The 18769-nt window shown below is 24.5% G+C and carries 15 protein-coding genes and 1 pseudogene; 2 read left to right on the top strand and 14 right to left on the bottom strand.

The genetic code is table 11. From position 1 onward, the window contains the following. Positions 1-130: 130 nt before the first annotated feature. Positions 131-331 carry a hypothetical protein gene (locus tag MBCUR_RS09945; protein ID WP_067092853.1) on the top strand — a complete coding sequence of 67 codons (201 nt, stop codon included), beginning with the start codon at positions 131-133 and terminating at the stop codon, positions 329-331. A 162-nt stretch (positions 332-493) separates the two neighbouring features. Here the strand turns inward: MBCUR_RS09945 and pyrI are convergent, their stop codons facing one another. The 6 genes from pyrI to MBCUR_RS10510 all read right to left on the bottom strand — a co-directional run bounded on the left by pyrI (position 494) and on the right by MBCUR_RS10510 (position 5422). After that, the gene (pyrI, locus tag MBCUR_RS09940) at positions 494-952 is read right to left on the bottom strand and encodes an aspartate carbamoyltransferase regulatory subunit (protein WP_067092851.1); all 459 of its coding nucleotides are present in this window, start codon (positions 950-952) and stop codon (positions 494-496) included. 181 nt (positions 953-1133) lie between these two features. Beyond that, a complete protein-coding gene (locus tag MBCUR_RS11110) occupies positions 1134-1316 on the bottom strand; it encodes a type II toxin-antitoxin system RelE family toxin (protein ID WP_157077746.1) in 183 nt (60 codons plus the stop codon). 86 nt (positions 1317-1402) lie between these two features. Then, complete coding sequence (locus MBCUR_RS09935) at positions 1403-2647, bottom strand: preprotein translocase subunit SecD (RefSeq protein ID WP_067092850.1); 1245 nt, start codon at positions 2645-2647, stop codon at positions 1403-1405. Between the two features lie 3 nt (positions 2648-2650). Continuing rightward, positions 2651-3478, bottom strand: coding sequence for a protein translocase subunit SecF (locus MBCUR_RS09930; RefSeq protein WP_067092848.1), 828 nt, complete (start codon positions 3476-3478; stop codon positions 2651-2653). 167 nt (positions 3479-3645) lie between these two features. After that, entirely contained in the window at positions 3646-4680 is a 1035-nt protein-coding gene (gene argC / locus MBCUR_RS09925) for an N-acetyl-gamma-glutamyl-phosphate reductase (RefSeq protein ID WP_067092846.1), read from the bottom strand. A gap of 604 nt (positions 4681-5284) precedes the next feature. Beyond that, positions 5285-5422, bottom strand: a complete 138-nt coding sequence (locus MBCUR_RS10510) for a hypothetical protein (protein WP_157077744.1) — start codon at positions 5420-5422, stop codon at positions 5285-5287. 841 nt (positions 5423-6263) lie between these two features. On the opposite strand from MBCUR_RS10510, the gene MBCUR_RS09920 reads away from it, so the two are divergent. Further along, positions 6264-6941: a Pr6Pr family membrane protein gene (locus MBCUR_RS09920; RefSeq protein ID WP_067092845.1), complete on the top strand. Its 678-nt coding sequence runs from the start codon at positions 6264-6266 to the stop codon at positions 6939-6941. 185 nt (positions 6942-7126) lie between these two features. Here the strand turns inward: MBCUR_RS09920 and MBCUR_RS09915 are convergent, their stop codons facing one another. The 8 genes and pseudogenes from MBCUR_RS09915 to aroD form a co-directional block, all read right to left on the bottom strand. Continuing rightward, on the bottom strand, positions 7127-9223 hold the full coding sequence (locus MBCUR_RS09915; RefSeq protein WP_067092843.1) for an acetate--CoA ligase family protein: 2097 nt from the start codon (positions 9221-9223) through the stop codon (positions 7127-7129). A gap of 984 nt (positions 9224-10207) precedes the next feature. Beyond that, positions 10208-11107: pseudogene (locus MBCUR_RS11140) on the bottom strand (Mur ligase family protein); the annotation flags it as partial. 425 nt (positions 11108-11532) lie between these two features. Further along, positions 11533-11949 (bottom strand): TIR domain-containing protein, encoded by a 417-nt coding sequence (locus MBCUR_RS09905; protein ID WP_067092839.1) that lies wholly within the window; start codon positions 11947-11949, stop codon positions 11533-11535. Positions 11950-11972: 23 nt separating this feature from the next. Next, positions 11973-14858 carry an AAA family ATPase gene (locus MBCUR_RS09900; RefSeq protein WP_067092837.1) on the bottom strand — a complete coding sequence of 962 codons (2886 nt, stop codon included), beginning with the start codon at positions 14856-14858 and terminating at the stop codon, positions 11973-11975. A 308-nt stretch (positions 14859-15166) separates the two neighbouring features. Continuing rightward, positions 15167-15940: an exodeoxyribonuclease III gene (xth, locus tag MBCUR_RS09895; protein WP_067092836.1), complete on the bottom strand. Its 774-nt coding sequence runs from the start codon at positions 15938-15940 to the stop codon at positions 15167-15169. 14 nt (positions 15941-15954) lie between these two features. Beyond that, entirely contained in the window at positions 15955-16671 is a 717-nt protein-coding gene (locus tag MBCUR_RS09890; protein WP_067092834.1) for a metal-dependent transcriptional regulator, read from the bottom strand. A 349-nt stretch (positions 16672-17020) separates the two neighbouring features. Then, positions 17021-17647: a S24/S26 family peptidase gene (locus MBCUR_RS09885; RefSeq protein WP_067092832.1), complete on the bottom strand. Its 627-nt coding sequence runs from the start codon at positions 17645-17647 to the stop codon at positions 17021-17023. A 101-nt stretch (positions 17648-17748) separates the two neighbouring features. Next, on the bottom strand, positions 17749-18432 hold the full coding sequence (gene aroD / locus MBCUR_RS09880) for a type I 3-dehydroquinate dehydratase (RefSeq protein ID WP_067092830.1): 684 nt from the start codon (positions 18430-18432) through the stop codon (positions 17749-17751). Between the last annotated feature and the right edge of the window lie 337 nt (positions 18433-18769).

Below are 18769 nucleotides of genomic sequence, written 5' to 3'. Positions count from 1 at the left end.
ATGTTTTTAGTGATTATTTAAAGGTAAAAGAGACTCTAAACCTAAATTTGTAGATGTTCCTTGTCCAAATGAAGAATATGATGATTAGGGTAAGACAAATAATGAAAATATTATTGGAAATGGAACATACATGACAAAAAAATGGCAAAGTTCAACAATAAAGTGTAAAACTTGCAATAAAAGTTTTATTTCTAATTCTAATATTATTTTATATGATTTAAGAACCGATGATAACATTGTGTTTTTAGCTTCAAAAATGATTCTCAAAGGAATGAGCTTAAAAGGAACTGCAGAAACTTTAGAAATTAAATTAGATACTATTCGCCGATAGTTGAAAATTGTAGCAGAACATAGCAAAAAAGTTAACAAAGTTCTAATGAAAGATTTAAAGGTGAATAAAGTAGAACTTGATGAATTATGGACTTTTGTTAAAAAAAACTTTTTTTAAAAAAAATACACACAAGCAAAGAAAAACTAAAAGTTAAAACTAAAATTAGAATTGAGAATTAATATCCTCTTCATTTAATATACGGTCACAATAATGGCATCTTATAAGTACGGGGTCTTTTTTTAATAGATAAAATCTAGATTCCAATGGTTCATTAGTATTAGTAATACATTTAGGATTTGTACAATCAATAATAGATATTAATTCCTTAGGAAAAACTATTTTTTCTTTTAATACTAAATTATAACCTCTTATAATATTTATTGAAGCATTGGGAGCGATTAAAGCAACTTGATCCAATTCTTCGCTTTTAAGTTCTCGATTTTCTATCTTAAGAATATCTTTTCTCCCCATGACCTTTGAAGATACATTCATAGCTATTGTAACTGTAGCATCTTTATCTGGAAGATTTAAAACATTTAAAACATGAAGTGATTTGTTTGCAGTTATATGATCGATAACTGTTCCATTTTTAATTGGTTCAACTTTTAGTTCAGACTTCATACAATAATATTATACAAATAAATTATTTATATTTTTCCATGACCAAAATAGAAATAAAAATAAAAATAAAATATAAAAATAAAATATAAGATAAATTTATTTAAAGTTATATAAAATTAGATTAAATTAATATTAAAACTTAAAAAAATAAAAAAATATAATTAATATTTAATTTTGTATTTTATTTTTTATAACTATTGGTTCTTTTACCTATTTTTAATATTTCTACTACTTTTTCATCTTCAAGTATTGTAAATATTATTCTATACTTTACTTTCCTAATTTTATGTTCTTTATCCTGAATATTTTTTAAAATATCTGAGTTATGTGTATTAGTAGCTAATTCCTCAATCTCTTTTAAAATTAAATCCCCATCTGTTTTATTTTTTTAGGTAATTTAAGAAGATATTTTTTTTAAGGAGAAAAATAAACAGTCCAAAACTTAAGTGATTATTTTAAAAATATTTCTATAAATTTAGCGTATACTGGTCTAGTGATTAAAACACCTACTAATATCCCTAAAATAGTGGTAAATGCAAAGCCAGATAAAACACCTATACCACTTGCACCTCTTGAAAATCCGACATAAGTTAAAGGTAACATAGCAGCTATTAAAGTACCTGCAGAAGCAAAAATAATAAATAATGCGTTTTTAACACTTAAACGTGTACGTGTTAATCTTCTACGAAGTCTTGATTGTTTAGTTCCTTCTTCATCTTCAGTTTTGCTTAAAACCTCATCAGTAATAATAATCTGATCGTCAACACCAGTACCGATAGAAGCAATTAAACCAACAATAGCTGCAAGGTCAATATTCCAATGAATAATTGATGCTATGCCCATAACAATAATAATCTCAGATATGCTAGTTAAAATAATTGGTCCAACTAAAATAGCTTTTTTATACCTAATAAAAATTATTAAAGCAATTACTAAAATAGCTAAAAAACCAGCTATTAAAGTACCATTTAAAAATTGTTGACCTAATTCTGGAGAAATTGTAGAAGAACCTGCAACATGTAACTTTACTGGAAGTGAACCAGTTTTTAAAACCGTGTATACTTCATTAGCCTTTGTTTGAGCAGCTTCTCTTGTATCCTCTCCACCAGTAACTTCAAGTTCGCTTACAGCTACTCCATTGGCAAGTTCAGATGAAAGCTTAGGTGGTTCTTCATCAATTAACTTTCCATCTAAAAACATTCCAACATCTTCACCTTCCTTACCTTTAGCAAGTTCAGCAAATTTTTTAGCAGCACTAGGAGTTATATGGAAAGGAACATGCCAGGATGTGTCTTCCAAAGTGAACATTTCTACACTTTCAATATCTGATCCTGATAAAACAGTCACATTTCCAATTTTTGCCTCAAAACTTCCAGGGGATCCAATGAGGCGGGCAATTTCATCTGGCGTCACATCTGCCATTTCAACTATCACAAGTTGTTCTCCGCTTGATCTAACCTTTACATCTTTAACTCCATATAAATTAAGACGTTTATCAATAACAGTAGTTACAACATCCATAGTTGCCTTATCTACTGGTTGGTCTAATTGTAATTGGAGAAGAGAACCTCCTTTTAAATCTAAACCTTGACTTATTCCAAAAACAGATATACATAAAATTGATGCTAAAACTAAAGCAAATAACAAAATAACCTGTTTATCTTTAATAAATTTACTAAAATCTCTACTTACCATTGTTTATCCCCCCAAGTACCATCTTAATATTCCAAGATTCATAAACCAAGTCGCTATTATGTCGGCTAAAAGACCAATTATTAAAACTGCAGCTATTTCAGTCAAAGTACTGGCTTCAGGCATATAAATTAAAGTTACAACATATAAAACAGCCATTGAAGCAATAGCTGCAAAAGACATGGTTAAACCTGTTTTCATAGCATCTTCAGCCCTTTTTTCAATTGTTCCTTCTTTTCTTCTAAAAAGCCTTGTAGTAAGTAAGATATCCGTATCTACACTATAACCAATTAACATCAGAATTCCACCAACAGAAGCTATTGATAAAGGAATATTAAAAATACACATACCACCAACAGCCATTACAATATCACAAAAAGCAGCTAAAATAACAGCAATTGAAGGAACAGGTTCTCTAAAAACTATAAAAACAGAGATTGCCATAAATAAAAATGCAAAACCAACCGCCAATAAAACTTGATTCATTGCCTCTGATGATAAAATAGGACTAACTTCATTGTAGCTAGTAACATTTCCCAAATCTTTAACATCCGATGAAAATTTAGCAGAGTTAATTCCTGCAGCAAATTGAATATTTAAATCATTGCCATTGTTGTTTAAAATTCTAATCTCTTTAACACCTAACTTAGATATTTTTTCAGTAATTATTTGTGAACTTGTAGGTTCATTTAATTTAATTGTAGCTATTGTTCCTCCTTGAAGTTCGATTCCTTGATCCAATCCAATGGTAGAAAAAGCCACCAATGATAATATTGTCACTATTAAAGGAATAGCTATTAATAGCTTATAGTTATCCATCATCTTTTTAATCATTAAAACACCAATCAATAATAAAATATTAAATAAAGCAATAAATAAAATAAAATTAAATAATAATAAATAAACAGTTTGAATAATAAATTATAGACAAAAATAATAAAATTATAGATAAAAATAATAAAAATAATAAAACAAAAAAATTTAAATAATAAAAATGATTATTAAGGAGCTAAACCATAATGAGAAATTGATTCATCTTCTTTAAATCCAAACATGATGTTCATGTTGTGAATAGCTTGACCAGAAGCACCTTTAACTAGATTATCAATGGCTGAAATAATCACTAGCCTTCCAGTTTCATCTACTTCAAATCCACCAATATGTGCAAAGTTAGAACCTCTAACACTACTTAATTTAGGAATTTCACCAATGTCTAAGACTTTTACAAATATCTCATCTTTAAATTGTTTTTTATATTCTTCATGAATATCCTCAACATTAAAGTCAGTTACATCATTGGATTTATTTATATTATTAGAAAATCCATGACAGGTTGTAAGAATTCCACGAATAACTGGAACTAAATGAGGAGTAAATGAAACTAAAACATTGGAAAACTCCTTTAGCTCCTCTTGAATTTCAGGTCCATGCCTATGTCCAACAATGTTGTAAGGATTTACATTATCATAGACATTAGGAAAATGAAATGCTTCATTTGGAGAAATACCTCCACCACTAACCCCAGTTTTAGAATCAAAAACTAACCTATCTACTATGCCCATTTTAGACAAAACAAACGATGATAAAATTGCTCCTGTAGGAAAACATCCTGGATTAGCAACTAAAGTAGCTTTTTTTATATCTGATCTATAAATTTCAGGAAGACCATAAACAGCATCTAAAGGGTTTGTATGCTTTAAACCATAGTACTTCTCATAAACAGAAAAATCTCTAAATCTATAATCTCCACTTAAATCTATAACCTTTATCCCAGATTCAACTAACTCTGGAACAATTTTCATTGAATATCCATGAGGAGTAGCAGTAAATACTAAGTCTGCATCAATGTCTTCAGGTTTTAAATTTTTAAAAACTAAATCAGACCCTCTTAAATTTTGATGAACTTTATAAACTGCTTCTCCATCATATTTACGTGAACTAACTCCAGTAATTCTAACTTTTTCATGTTTTTCTAACAAGCGAATTAACTCTCCACCTGTATATCCACTTGCTCCAATAATAGTTACATCTATCATAAAAATACCATTATAAAATAAATTAAATGAAAATATTGAATTTAAATAAATATTAAATTTAAGTAAATATTAAGTTTAAATAAATATTGAATTTAAATGAAATTTAATAACTAACTAATGTTTTATATTAAAAATTATATTAAAAATTTTAATATTTAAATTAAATTAGTATTTAATATTAATTTAAATTGTAGTTAATAATTCTATTTGACTTATTACTATTTTTTTTATAGTATATTAATTCTTTCTAAAAAAAGTATTTGACACTGCCAAAGACTTTAATGCTAAAAACTAATTCCATTCTTTTCGCCCCAAATTATTATTTTAAGTTCAATACGACTTATTGCTCCGTTAATTGTTTTCATGATCTTTTTAATATGCTATGGAAAAATTTTTGGGAAGAAATTTTCAATTTTATTCTATGTATAATCAATATTTTCGCCTTTTAAGAAAACAAAAAAGCATTAAACTAATACATGGCAAATTCTAAGGATATTTTATTAATTACATTATAAAATCCATTCTATTTTAATTAATAATATATTAAAATTATTTTTAGAGATTTATAAGATTTTAATTGGAATAAATTGAATAATTCTAATTTTTAATAGATTATTTCTTTTTGTTCTTCTTCTAATAGTTTATTTTCGCTAATATATTTTGTAACTAGTTTATTTATATTTTTAGAATTTTCTTTAGAGAAACTTTCATCAGTAATCGCTACATTGTATTTAAGACCCAATAAAGAAAAATGGTAATTCTAATCACAGTTGATTTTAATTCATTGGACATCAAAAAGATAATATCTAAAATAACAACTAATTTTATCTTTATTATAATTTTTAAAGATTAATATTCAATTTTCCACAGCTTAATGAGAGATATCTATATTTGTGTCGTTTTTAACTTTAAGAAGTATATTACGAAGAGAACCATTAAAAATAGCAACTAATTCTAATGTTTTCATGATAAATTCATGATTATGATTGTTATTTTTATTAACTATTCCATATACATATGTATAAAAAATTTTACCATATTTTTTACATTTATATTCTTGAATTTCAGTTTTAACTTCCCAATTATAATAAAAATAAATATTTCTAAAATATTTATTGTTTTTCTTTATTTTTTTAAGATAACAGTGAGGTTAAAGTAAATTTATATCTTCAATATGCAAAATATCTTTTTTAAACCATTATTTTAATTTAAACAAGTATTTTTAAAACAATAAAAAAAAAATAGATGAAAATAAAAACACTAAGATTTTTGACACTGTCAATTATTTTATTGTTGATATTTTAAAAAAAAAATTAATAAAAATAGAAAAAAATAAAAAATAAAATAAAATATAAAAATAAAATATAAAAATAAAATAAAAAATATAAATTTACAATTTTCAATACATTATAAAAAAAGTTTAAATAATATAAAGACATATTATTTTTAAAAAAAAATATATAAAAAAATTTATAAAAATATACAAATAAACAGTAGAGTATTATAATATTAAATATTGTAATATTAAACTATTGATAATATTAAAGTATGCTATAAAACAAAATATTAAAAATAGGATTTAAATGAAAAAAAGTATTCACACAACAATAAAAAAATATTCAAAAAAAGATATATTTTTGATTTCTTTAAGATTATTTTATGTTATATCTGGAATATTAATTATTTTAACTGGCTTTCTTGATCCAAACACTTTTTATCACACAGATATGGGTATAAGATTAATTATATTAGTAACATTATTCACATACCAATCAAATTTAATTGCTATTGTTTCAATGGGAAATAGTTTAAAAAACTCAATAAAACATGAAAAAAGAACAAATAACATTTTTAGACTCTTTGCTCTAAGTTATTTGACTTTAACATTTATAATTTACAATTTATTCCTTACTGGATCAATTACTAATCCATATTCATTTGCTTCTTTGTTTCTACATGTAATTTTGCCAATTTTATTAATCTTGGATTTCATAATTGATACACCAAAAATAGCTGTTTCATTTAAAAAAAGTATATACATAATAGTTTATCCTATTATATATTTTATTTGGGTTTTAATAGTTGGATATTTTTCAAAATGGTATCCTTATCACTTTATAAATCCAAATATGAATTCTAAAATAGGGCTTTTTTTCAATGTAATACTTTTATTAATTTTAACATTGTTAATTGGAAACATTTATAATTTAATTCCAAAATTAAAAAATAAACTCAAAACAAGACATAATCTCCATTATTAAAAAAAAAGATAAAAAAAAGATAAAAAATAAAAAGATAAAACAAGATAAAAATAGATAAAACAAAGATTAAAAATAGATAAAATAAGATAAAATAAGATAAAAATAGATAAAATAAGATAAAATAAAATAAGATAAAATTATTAAAAAAAATAAAAATTTAAAATAATTAAATAAAAAAATCAAAATTATAGTTTGATTTTAATATCTAAAGCACTAGAACCATTTTCATAAACAAAAATCGGGTTAATATCAAGTTCTGTGATTTCTGGGAAATCTAGAGTTAATTTGGCTACTCTTTTAATGGCTTCTTTAACATCTTTAATATCCTTTGCAGGTTCTCCTCTAAACCCTTTAAGTAATGTAGAGACCTTTGTGGATTCAAATTGTTCATCTATTTCATCAGAAGTTAATCCATTAGCTAATTTAAAAGCAACATCTTCAATAAGGTTAACGTATATCCCACCCATACCAAATGCAATCATAGGACCAAACTGTTTGTCTCGAACCATACCAACAAGAACCTCATCTCCAGAATCCATCATTTTTTGAACTTCAACACCATCAGGAGCAATATCTGGATGTGCCTTTTTTGCACTAGCAATAATCTCATCAAAGACTTTTTCTGCCTCAGTTTTACTTGATATGCCCACTTTAACACCACCAATATCAGACTTGTGTAAAATCTTATCTGAAGCTATTTTTAAAACAACAGGAAAACCTATTTCTTCAGCAATTTTACCTGCTTCATCATTGCTAGTTGATAAAACTATTGGTGCTGCAGAAATACCATATGCTTTTGCAACAGCATAGGCCTCACTTCCAAGTAAAGTGTCTCTACCATCAGTTTTAACCTTAGCAAAAATATCAGAAACTGTTTTTGTGTCCACATCTTTAATTTCAGCTATTGGATCATCATAAACTCTTTCTTGAACAGCTTCAAAACGAGCAAGATAGTCAACAACTTTAACTGCTGTTTCTGGGAAAACATAGGTAGGAATACCATTTTCACGTAGTAGTTTATCAGCATTAATAAATGTTGGACCACCCATATTTACAACGATTACAGGTTTATCAAAGTCTTTTGCACCATCAATAATAGCATCAGCTATTCCATCTGCATCTGCACTTGCTGTTGGACAAACCATTACAATTAAACTATCCACTGCCTCATTATCTAAAACAATTCCTAAAGTTTCTTGATAACGGCTAACTGGAGCATCACCTAAAACATCAATAGGATTTTTAACACTACCTTCATCTGGAACTGCTTCTTTTAATTTGACCGTAGTTTTATCATCAAATTCAACAAGATTTAATCCAAATCTCTCCATAGCATCAACAGATACAACTCCTCCACCACCAGCATTGGTAATAATTGCTAAATTTCGCCCTGTAGGAATTGGGCATTTACTAAATGCTAAAGCAACATCAAATAGCTCGTCCATAGTTGTAACTCTAAAAATTCCTGCTTGTTTAAATGCAGTGTCAAATGCTAAATCACTTCCTGCTAAAGCACCTGTATGGGATGAAGCTGCTTCTGCTCCAGCTGCACTTGAGCCTGATTTTAAAATAATAACAGGTTTTTTAGCTGATACCTTCCTTAAAGTATTCACAAAGTTTTCATCTTCAGATATTGACTCAAGGTAAGCTATTACAACTGCTGTATCTTTATCTTCAGCTAAATACTCCAATAACTCAATTTCAGTACTACCTGCTTTATTTCCAAGACTTATTACTTTTGAAAAGCCAATTCCCGCAGTTACACTCCAATCAATAATTGCTACCATCATTGCCCCACTTTGAGAGACAAATGCAATGTTGCCTTTTGGTGGCATTGCCTGTGAAAAAGAGGTATTTAAAGGTGTGTGAGTGTCAATTGTTCCTAAGCTGTTAGGTCCAATAAGGTTTATATTGTATTTTTTAATGATAGAAATCATTTCTTCTTCTAATTTAATGCCTTCTCCACCGACTTCTTTAAAACCTGCAGTAATAACAACAATATTTTTCACTCCAAATTCACCACAGTCATTTAAAGTTTCATTGACAAAAGGTGAAGGAATAGAGATTACAACTAATTCTGGGACTTCTGGCAAGTCTTTAACATTTTTATATGCTTTGATACCTTGAATTTCATCGCTTTTAGGATTTATTGGATAAACTTTTCCACCATATCCCCCATTGACTATATTATCAACTAAAATATAACCAACTTTTCCAACAGAATTTGAAGCTCCCACAACAGCTACAGAACTTGGATTAAACATTTCATTAATACCTATCATAATTTAGCTCCTCAAAATGAAGTTATATTAATTTAAGGTTAATATACTTGAAGTTTTATTTGTATTTAAAAATTTATTTAATATTTGAAAATTATTTGTGTATTTAAAACTTTAGTAAAAAACTATTTATACATTTAAAAATTTATTAAAAAATTATTGTATATTAAAGACTGTAATATTAAAATTTATTCAAAATATAAGAGATATACTATATTTAAATAATAATCTATTTGCAATAAATAATATCTCTCTAAATTTATTTAAAAATTATATCAAATTAATGATTTAAAAATAAAAATTGTAAATTTAAAACAAATAATTTATAATGATAAATCATGATAAATTATTTAAATATTTTTATATTTCTCATATATAAATGTATCTAAGACAAATTATCAAATACTGGTTAAAAGATAAAAAATAAAAATACAAATCAAATCAAATTTCATTTTTAAGTAATTTTTGAATTTTAATAATATTCTCTTGACCATTTCCACCAATGAAAATTTTTTGATTTCCTTTTAAGGTTTTAATAAAATTAATGAGAGTTTCATTTTTTTCAGCTATTATTAGTTTTCCAATAAAGTTCAAATCATTTAATCTCTCTTTAACTAAATCAAAATTGTCACTTAAGCCATTAAAAATTATTAAATTTTGATATTTTCTGTTGTAATTATAATTTAGAATTATTTCATCCAATATATCTAAGCGAAAAGTCTCATTATCTCTTGGAGTACCAATAGCTATAACATCAAACTTTTTTTCATTTAAAATAGCTTTAACTGCATGAGAATTATCAGTTTTTCCAATTGTAATTTCTTTATTTTTAATTTTAAATTCATTTAGTCTTCCTTCAACTCCAGAAAAATTATTTAAAACATTAATGATAATGTCTTCATCAATTTTTAACTCTTTAGCTATTGAATAAGCAAAACCTGCATTATATTTATTAAATTTTCCAATCATATTTAAATCATAAGGATATAAGTTGCAGTAATTAATTTTTGAATCAATATATTTTGAATTAGTACCTTTTGAATCAACGTCTTTTGAACTAATATCTTTTAAATCAATATCCCCATATTCATTAATATTACCATTTTTAAAGTATTCATTGACTTTAGTTGTATACTTTAAAGTAAATGGATCATCTTTATTTAAAAATATTTTTTTATCTTTAAATGCATTAATAACCGTGTTTTCATAGTTTTCAATTGAGCCATGTACATTTAAATGATCATTTCCAATATTTGTAAGTCCAACTAAATCAAAGTCAAATAAATTATTTGCAAAATCAATGGTCATGTCGCATACTTCTACAAGTATAAACTCATAATCATCTTTTAAAGATTCTAATACTAAATCAATGTAGCCATTAAATCCTCCACCACCATTTCCACCAGTTAAAACTTTTTTTCCTGAAGCTTTAAGTATATCTTTTAGCATTGAAATTGTGGTTGTTTTACCATTAGTTCCTGTAATAGCTATTGTAAAAATTGATTTATGCTTATTTAAAGCATTTGAAAAATAATTTGGATAATCAAGATATTTTTGAAATTTTTTTAATTTAAATAATCCTGGAGATAATACAATTAGATTAGATTTCTTAACTGATTCCTCATTAAATTGACCTAAATCAATCTTTAAATTATCCGATTTTAAACTAATTCTTTTTTCTGACTTTTGAATCCTAATTTCAGTTGTTTGATTTTTTTTATGGTTTTCTCCATTATTATTTCTATGACTGTTTTTGATAATTTCTTTAAAATAATTTAAATCAATATCCATTGATAAGTCTATTCCATATACATCATAACCATTATTAAGTAAAGATTTAATAGCTTTTTTTCCTTCTACACCTAAACCAAAAATACTTGCAATCATAAATGCTTATTCTCCATTAGATATTTAGTTAACATTAGTATTACTTTTTAAAAGCATTATTTTTTAAAAGTATTTTTATATAAAAATTAAATTTTTAAGAAATATTAATAAGAATTTGGAAAAATTTTATAAAATAATAAACAAAAATCTTAAAAATTTTTTTAAAAAATCGTAAAAAGAAATTTTATTACTAAATATTCCGTGTTTTTGTTATTATTATTATTATTATTATTATTATTATTATTATTATTACTATTATTACTATTATTATTATTGATTAGTATTATTATTATTACTATTATTACTATTATTATTATTGATTAGTATTATTATTATTATTACTATTATTACTATTATTATTATTGATTAGTATTATTATTATTGATTAGTATTACTATTATTATTGATTAGTATTATTACTATTATTATAATGTGCAAAAATCACCTTCACTTTCACAAACCAAGTCTTTTATTGTGTTAACTATACAGTTTCCATTCCATCCTACAATACTTGTAGCTACATTTTCAATTGATTCTGGAACTATTTCACTTCCATATGGTCTAACAAGTAAAATTGGAACATTATGAGACTGTGCAGCAGCTATAATTTCCTTAATAGTTGCTTTATTATTTGTATACAAACCAGAAAGAATTACAATTACATCAATTTTATTGAAAAATTCTTCAGAAACAGAAGAAATTGAATTGGTAAATGATTCTTTCCATAAAAAATCTGTTTTTTCAAAAATAGCATCTAAAAATCTATTATATTCATCATTTTCATCATTTCCTTTACTAATTAGTAAATTATATATTTTATTATCTTTTTCTTCTTCAAACATTTGAATCCCATTAAATTTAATGATTAAAAAATATTGTCTTGAATTTTTACTTTACTGATTCCCTGGGTTTTTTCAACCTTAAATATAACATCAGCTGCAGTTTCAAGCTCTTCATCATGAGTAACAATTATAATTTGAGGAATTTTATTCATTCCCCTTAAAATTTCTATTAATTCTTTTCTTCTATATTGATCAAGATGTATTGTAGGTTCATCAAGTAAAATTGTCTCCATATTATTTGAAGACAAGCTTTCAGTAATAGCTAATCTTAAAGCAAGGGCAATAGCTATTTTCTCTCCACCACTAACCATTGAAAGATTAGTTTCTCCATTTGAACCAATTACAGAAATATCAAAGTCATCATCTAATTTTAAAGAGGAATAAGGAAAATTAAAATCTTCAAAAAAAGAGTTAGTGTTTTTTTCAATTATTGGTTTAGATCTATTCCTTAAGTCTTTTTGAACACCATCTTTTGAAAATAAAGTGCGAATATCCTTTAAAATCACTAAAAACTCATTGGTATATGAAAATTCATTTTTATTTTCTTCAAATTCTCCTAACTGTTGGCTTAAATCTTCAATATTTTCAATGGTAACTGTTTTTTTACCAATCAATTCTTTTAAATTGCCATTTAATTGATTTAATCTTTCTCTAGTATTTTCATAGCTTAATTTATTTTTTTCAAACTCTTCTTCATTAAATCCATTTTCTTTTAAATTCTCATTTAATTGATTAATATATGTTTCTTTTTTAAATATTTCTTTCTCTTTATCTTCTAATTGTTTTATTAGAGATTTTTTAGACTCAATGGCACCTAATAATTTATTATAATATTCTTTTGAATTTTTATATAAGTTAATTTTTTCTAGTAAAAGCTCTTCCTTAACATTCAATTTAAGGAAACTATCATTTAGATTTTCTTCTTTTAAATAGCTTACCTCTTTATCAATTTGTCTTTTAAACTGTTTTTCTTGATTTTTTAAAACATTTAATTTAGGTAAAGCTTCAAGAGCACCTTTAGACTTTGCATAATTTTCATATGGCTTTTTAATTTCTTGAAATCTTTTTTCTTTTTTGTCAATTTTTGTTATTAACTCTAATTGTTTTCTATTTTTAATATCAAGTAAAGAGATTTCTGCTTCAAATTTTTTTGATTTAATAATACTCTCTTTAATTTTTTCCTTTAAACTAGAGTATATAGGAATTTGAGGTTTAATTGATTCTAAGTCAGAAATTTTATCTTCTACTTCTTTCATTTGAAGTTTTAATGAAGCAATATACTTATTATCACTCTTTAAAAGTTGATTATTTTTTTTAATTACCTCATTATATGAATTTATTAAGTTTTCTTTTTTTTCATCAGTGATACTACTAAGACAAAGAGGACATTCATTATCAAAAGTATTTAAGTCTTCTATTCCTTCATTAGAGTTTTTTATTTTCTCATTGTATGATGCAACTCTTCCTTGAATTGTTTCAATGGTCTTTTGGAATTCGTTCTTTTCCATGTTTAATTCTTGAGTTTTACTAACAAAAAAGCGACTTAACTTTTCAAAATCTTCTGTTTCATTATCATAAAGACTAAAAACTTTCTCTTTTAATATTTTAAAGAAGTTTATAATTTTCTCACTATCATTTTTAATCTCTTTACCTAATTCTTCTTTTTGGGAGTGAATTTCAGATAAAACTTTTAAATCTCCTTCAATTTCATTTTTTTCATTAATTAAAGATTTTAGTTCATTTTCTAAAAGAGTGTATTCTTTAAATATTTGTTTATTTTCATCCACAATACTTTGATATTTTTCTACAGCATTTTTTTCACTAATAAGATTATTTTTTTCAAAAAACAATTTTTCAACTTTCTGTTGGGATTCTAAAAATGACTCATAAATAGGTAATTTTTCAACATTAGTTTTTAAATCTTTTATTTTTTTTTCATTTTCTTCAATTTGATTTAATTGTTTTTTTAATATTTCTTTATCCTTTAAAATAGATTTTAAGTTTTTAATTTCATTTTCTTCTTTTATTCTCAATTCATTAAATGTTTTCTTTTTATTTTCTAATACTTCTATTTTTTCAGTTTTTTCTTTAAATAACATATCTACTTTTTTAATTTCATCTGAAATGTCACTTTCTTCAATGTTTAAAGCTTTTAAACTTAAATTTAAATCTTTTAACCTTTTATCTAATTTAGAACCTGTTTCAACTAATGCCTTTAATCTTTCCTTTTTAGATTCATATACATTTAATAAATGATTACTATTTTTCCAAGCATTTTCTAATGATTCAATCCCCAATAGCTTAGCTATTAATTTTTTCTTCTCTGCAGGAGTTTTAGTAATTAAATCAGCTATTTCTCCTTGCTTAATATATATTGCATTTAAAAATAGCTCTGCATCCATTGTTAAAATTCTTTCAATTTCACTGTTTACTTCCTTTTCTCCACTTACAAGTTTTGTCTTATTTTCATTTTTTTGAGAAGCATTTTCTTTATAATTATCATTAAAATTATCCTTAGATATTTCTTTAAAATTATCCTTAGAAATTTCTTTAAAAGTATTTTTAGAATTTATTTTAGTCTCATATACATTTTCAACAAAAAATAATTCAGAATTGGATTTTGTTTCTGTTCTTTTTCTAATGACTCTGTAGTTGTTACCATTAACATTAAAATCCAATGAAACACTCATAGAATTATTAGATGAATTATGCTTATTAGAAATATTTGAGTTAATTAAATTGTTAATTTTACCATCATGTTGTTTAAAAAGAGCAAAACTAATGGCTTCAAAAATACTACTTTTTCCAGCTCCATTTTCTCCAAGAATAATGTTGATTCCATTAGAAAAATCAATAACACTTGATTTATGAGATTTAAAATTTTTAAGTTCAAGTCTTGTGAAAATCATATACTCACATTTTTGCTGTTTTAAAAAAAGATATGCAATACTAATATATTAAATGAAAATTATAAATTAAATGAAAAAATATCATATTAAGTGTAAAAATTATTAAATTCAAATGAAAAATTATCATATTAAATTAATATATTAAAATATATTGTATTTATAATATTTATAATTTTAACAATCTTTTATAATTTTAATAATATTTTATAGTTTTAATAATCTTAATAATTTTTTTTAAAAAAAAAAGTAAAAAAAATAGTATAAAATATTAAAGTAATAATAAAATATTATAAACCATACTTGAAAAATTAAATTTTAATTTTAATAGATATTGGACAATGGTCAGAACCTAAAATATCTGAAAGGATATATGAATCTAAAACATTGTGTTTAAATTCTTCATTTACAAAAAAGTAATCTAATCTCCATCCTACATTTCTATCTCTTGCTTTGGTTCTATAACTCCACCAAGTGTAGTTGTCTGGATTTGGGTTAAACTCTCTAAAAGTATCAACATAGCCATTACTCTCAAAAATATCCATCCATTCACGTTCAATCGGTAAAAAGCCAGAGATATCTTCATTTTGTTTAGGACGGGCTAAATCAATTTCTTTATGGGCAGTGTTAAAATCTCCACAGATAATAATATTTTTACCTTGATCTTTTAAAAGGTTAGCATATTGTAAAAAAGCATCATAAAATTCTAACTTAAATCTCAATCTTTCATCATTCATACCACCGTTAGGATAATAAATATTTAAAAGTGAGAAATTTTCATAGTCCAATTGCAGAACCCTACCTTCACTATCAAATTTTTCAATATGAAAACCTTTAGAAACAGAAATTGGTTCTACATCACTATAAGTTGCAACTCCACTATATCCTTTACGTTCTGCAGATGAAAAATAGCTTTTATAGTTTGGAATATTTATGATTTCATCATTTAAATCTTTTTTGTGGGCTTTTGTTTCTTGAATTGAAACAATGTTTGCTGGGTTTCCTTTCATCCAATCTAAAAAACCTTTTTTTGAAATTGCACGTATGCCATTGACATTCCATGAAATTAAAGTTAATTCTTTTATTTTATTACCCCCAATTAATTTAAAACATTTACAAAAATGTTATTTGACAAGTTTTTTGGTAACTTGATTTTTGAATCATTTACTTCAACATTTAAATCATTTTCATCAATTGATTCTGAAAGCATAATTTTCGTTCCAATAGCTATCCCTTTTGAAATTAAACCCTTTAATATGTCATCATTTCCACGTATGAATGATACTTCAGCTGTTTCATTTAAATGAAGTTGACCTAAAGATATTAGATTGTTAGTTCTCATTCCAATTTCATTTATATCTGATGATTCATTGGTAATACATTCTTGGCAAGTTTTAAAATCAAAGTCACAAACAGGAATTATTTTTTCATCTGGACATATGGTAGGTTGTTCTAAGATATGGCACATTGCCCTTTCTGCTTCATCAGAAAGTGAGTGTTCCATGTCACAAGCTTGTTGATGTATATTTTCATCTTTAATATTTAAAACATCTCTTAAAAATCTTTCAAGAATTCTATGTTTGCGAGTGATTTTTTTAGCTATTTTAAATCCATCGTTAGATAACATTGCTCCTTTATACGGTGCATAGTGAATATAACCTTCTTTTTCAAGTTTTTTTAGCATCTGTGTTACACTACCTGGAGCTATTTTCAATGATTTAGAAATTTTAGTTGTAGATACATAGGTGTCAATGTCCCCATATTTGTATAAAACTTCTAAATATTCCTCTATATTTTCACTTAACTCTTTAGACATAAAAATCACTAAGAAATGATACTATTACTAATAACACTTATCTGATTGAAATATATTAATTAAATACAAAATATATTAGATTTTATTAAACTATATTAGATTTTATTAAAACATATTAATATAATATAGAAATATATTAATTTGATTTAAATGTATTAATTAATTAAAAAATCAAATGTATATTAATTAAAAAATCAAATGTATATTAATTAAAAATATCAAATGTAATTAATTAATTAAAAAGATTTTATAAAAAAATTAATAAATATCTATGATAAATATCAAATGATTTATTATAAATACATTGTATCTCTAATTATATAAATATTTTGGTTAACCTAAAAAAAAGTTAATTAATCTGAACATTGTATATTTTAGCTATTCCAACAATATTAGATAAATGTGTCCATTTTCTAACACCAACAAAAGTAGTTAAAACCCCATTTTCCATTCGAGTTTCTTTAACATTATCAGATATTAAAAAAACATTATTTCCTTTAATCTCTCCAACTCTTTTTATTAAAAGACCAAATTCATCATCTTTGGCAACAACAACATCTCCAACATTAATATCTTTTGTTTTTAACACAATTATTTTCTCCCCATCATGAATCTTTGGAAGCATCGACCTTCCAACTACAGAAGTCATCATTGGTAATTGATTTTCACCAAATTGAGATTCAATTTTAACCGTCACATCCTTATATCCATAACTATGAGCAATTTCTGTTATATTTGATCTAATCGTGTCAACATTAGAATTAACATCATTTACATCAACTTTTATGAATTGAAAAATTTCTTGATTCATAGCTGAATTATTATTAAAGACATTTATGGAAAAAGACTTAACTAGAGTATCCGTTCCATTAACATAAATAGAAACATAACTATCATCAGATAATAAAAAAACACCTATACCTAAGAATATAAGTACAATTAATCCAATAGCTAAATACTTATCTCTTGAGCTCATAATATCTCCTTTATTTTACTAAAATTTTCATGACAAATAATGTAAGGATAATTTAAATACAATTGTATGATATTAAATATAATCGCATTGTTTATGTTTTTTCAATCTAATAATTCATCACAGTCAATAAAATCCAAATTCAATAGCTGTTTCATGGTTTCAAAGTCTATTTGACCTGGTGCAGTAACATCATCACTTGCAGCAAAAGTAATAGGAGAATTAAACTTAGAGGCAATAACTCGAGTATAGCTACCCATGTCTCCCATAGAAATAGCTATTGTGTTGTCACATCGTGATAAAATAGCTAAAACATTGATTGTATCTTCTAATTTTTGAGGCATAACAGCTATTTTTGCAATATCTCCTATTTCAGATTCTTTTTTAACAATATTTAGCATATCATCAACAGGAGGAGTCTTTAAAAAGTCATGGAAAGAAATAATAGTTTTACAACCAGTTTCAACTATTGAATCTATTAATTTTTCATCAGTTTTAAGTTCAACATCGACATATTCTGCTACATCGCTACATTCTCTTAAAATAGCTATTCTTTCTTCTTCAGTTCCATTAAAATAACCACCTTCACTTTTTATTCTATTGGTAGCTATTGTAGGAAAGTTAATTTCAGATATTATATATTTTATTTCGTTAGGTTGAGGATTTAAAATTGCATCTACCCTTAACTCAAGAATATCCACACCTTTATCTATGTATTCTTCTGCAGTTTGTAGAATATCTTCTTTTTTTTCTTTAAAAATTGGAATAGCTATTTTAGTATCATGCATATGAATCCTTCATTAAATTCTTAAAAAATATAATAATATCTATTTGCTAAAAATAATTATTTTTTTTGTTATTCTTTAAAATATTTTAATTTTTGTTATTATTTAAAATATTTTAATTTAAATTTAACTAGTTAATATAAGTTATTTGCTAATTAGGAGAACCTTTAAAACAAACTTTTAAAAAAAGTTTGATCAAATAAGTTTTCTCAAAAATAAAGAAAACCGATTTAAATAAAAGTTTTTTAATAATTATAATTATTTTTAAATATTTATTTTTTATAAAAACATATATTAATCTTTTACAATGTTTTAAACATTTTAATTAAATATCTGTTTT

Origin of the sequence: Methanobrevibacter curvatus (assembly GCF_001639295.1) — an archaeon.
Classification (GTDB): Archaea; Methanobacteriota; Methanobacteria; order Methanobacteriales; family Methanobacteriaceae; genus Methanoflexus; species Methanoflexus curvatus.
This window is presented reverse-complemented; position numbering and strand designations above follow the sequence as displayed.

Coding starts and splice junctions, on each gene's coding strand:
- MBCUR_RS09945 (WP_067092853.1), top strand. CDS start 131: ATGACAAAAAAATGGCAAAGTTCAACAATAAAGTGTAAAACTTGCAAT.
- pyrI (WP_067092851.1), bottom strand. CDS start 952: ATGAAGTCTGAACTAAAAGTTGAACCAATTAAAAATGGAACAGTTATC.
- MBCUR_RS09935 (WP_067092850.1), bottom strand. CDS start 2,647: ATGGTAAGTAGAGATTTTAGTAAATTTATTAAAGATAAACAGGTTATT.
- MBCUR_RS09930 (WP_067092848.1), bottom strand. CDS start 3,478: ATGATTAAAAAGATGATGGATAACTATAAGCTATTAATAGCTATTCCT.
- argC (WP_067092846.1), bottom strand. CDS start 4,680: ATGATAGATGTAACTATTATTGGAGCAAGTGGATATACAGGTGGAGAG.
- MBCUR_RS09920 (WP_067092845.1), top strand. CDS start 6,264: ATGAAAAAAAGTATTCACACAACAATAAAAAAATATTCAAAAAAAGAT.
- MBCUR_RS09915 (WP_067092843.1), bottom strand. CDS start 9,223: ATGATAGGTATTAATGAAATGTTTAATCCAAGTTCTGTAGCTGTTGTG.
- MBCUR_RS09905 (WP_067092839.1), bottom strand. CDS start 11,949: ATGTTTGAAGAAGAAAAAGATAATAAAATATATAATTTACTAATTAGT.
- MBCUR_RS09900 (WP_067092837.1), bottom strand. CDS start 14,858: ATGATTTTCACAAGACTTGAACTTAAAAATTTTAAATCTCATAAATCA.
- MBCUR_RS09890 (WP_067092834.1), bottom strand. CDS start 16,671: ATGTCTAAAGAGTTAAGTGAAAATATAGAGGAATATTTAGAAGTTTTA.
- MBCUR_RS09885 (WP_067092832.1), bottom strand. CDS start 17,647: ATGAGCTCAAGAGATAAGTATTTAGCTATTGGATTAATTGTACTTATA.
- aroD (WP_067092830.1), bottom strand. CDS start 18,432: ATGCATGATACTAAAATAGCTATTCCAATTTTTAAAGAAAAAAAAGAA.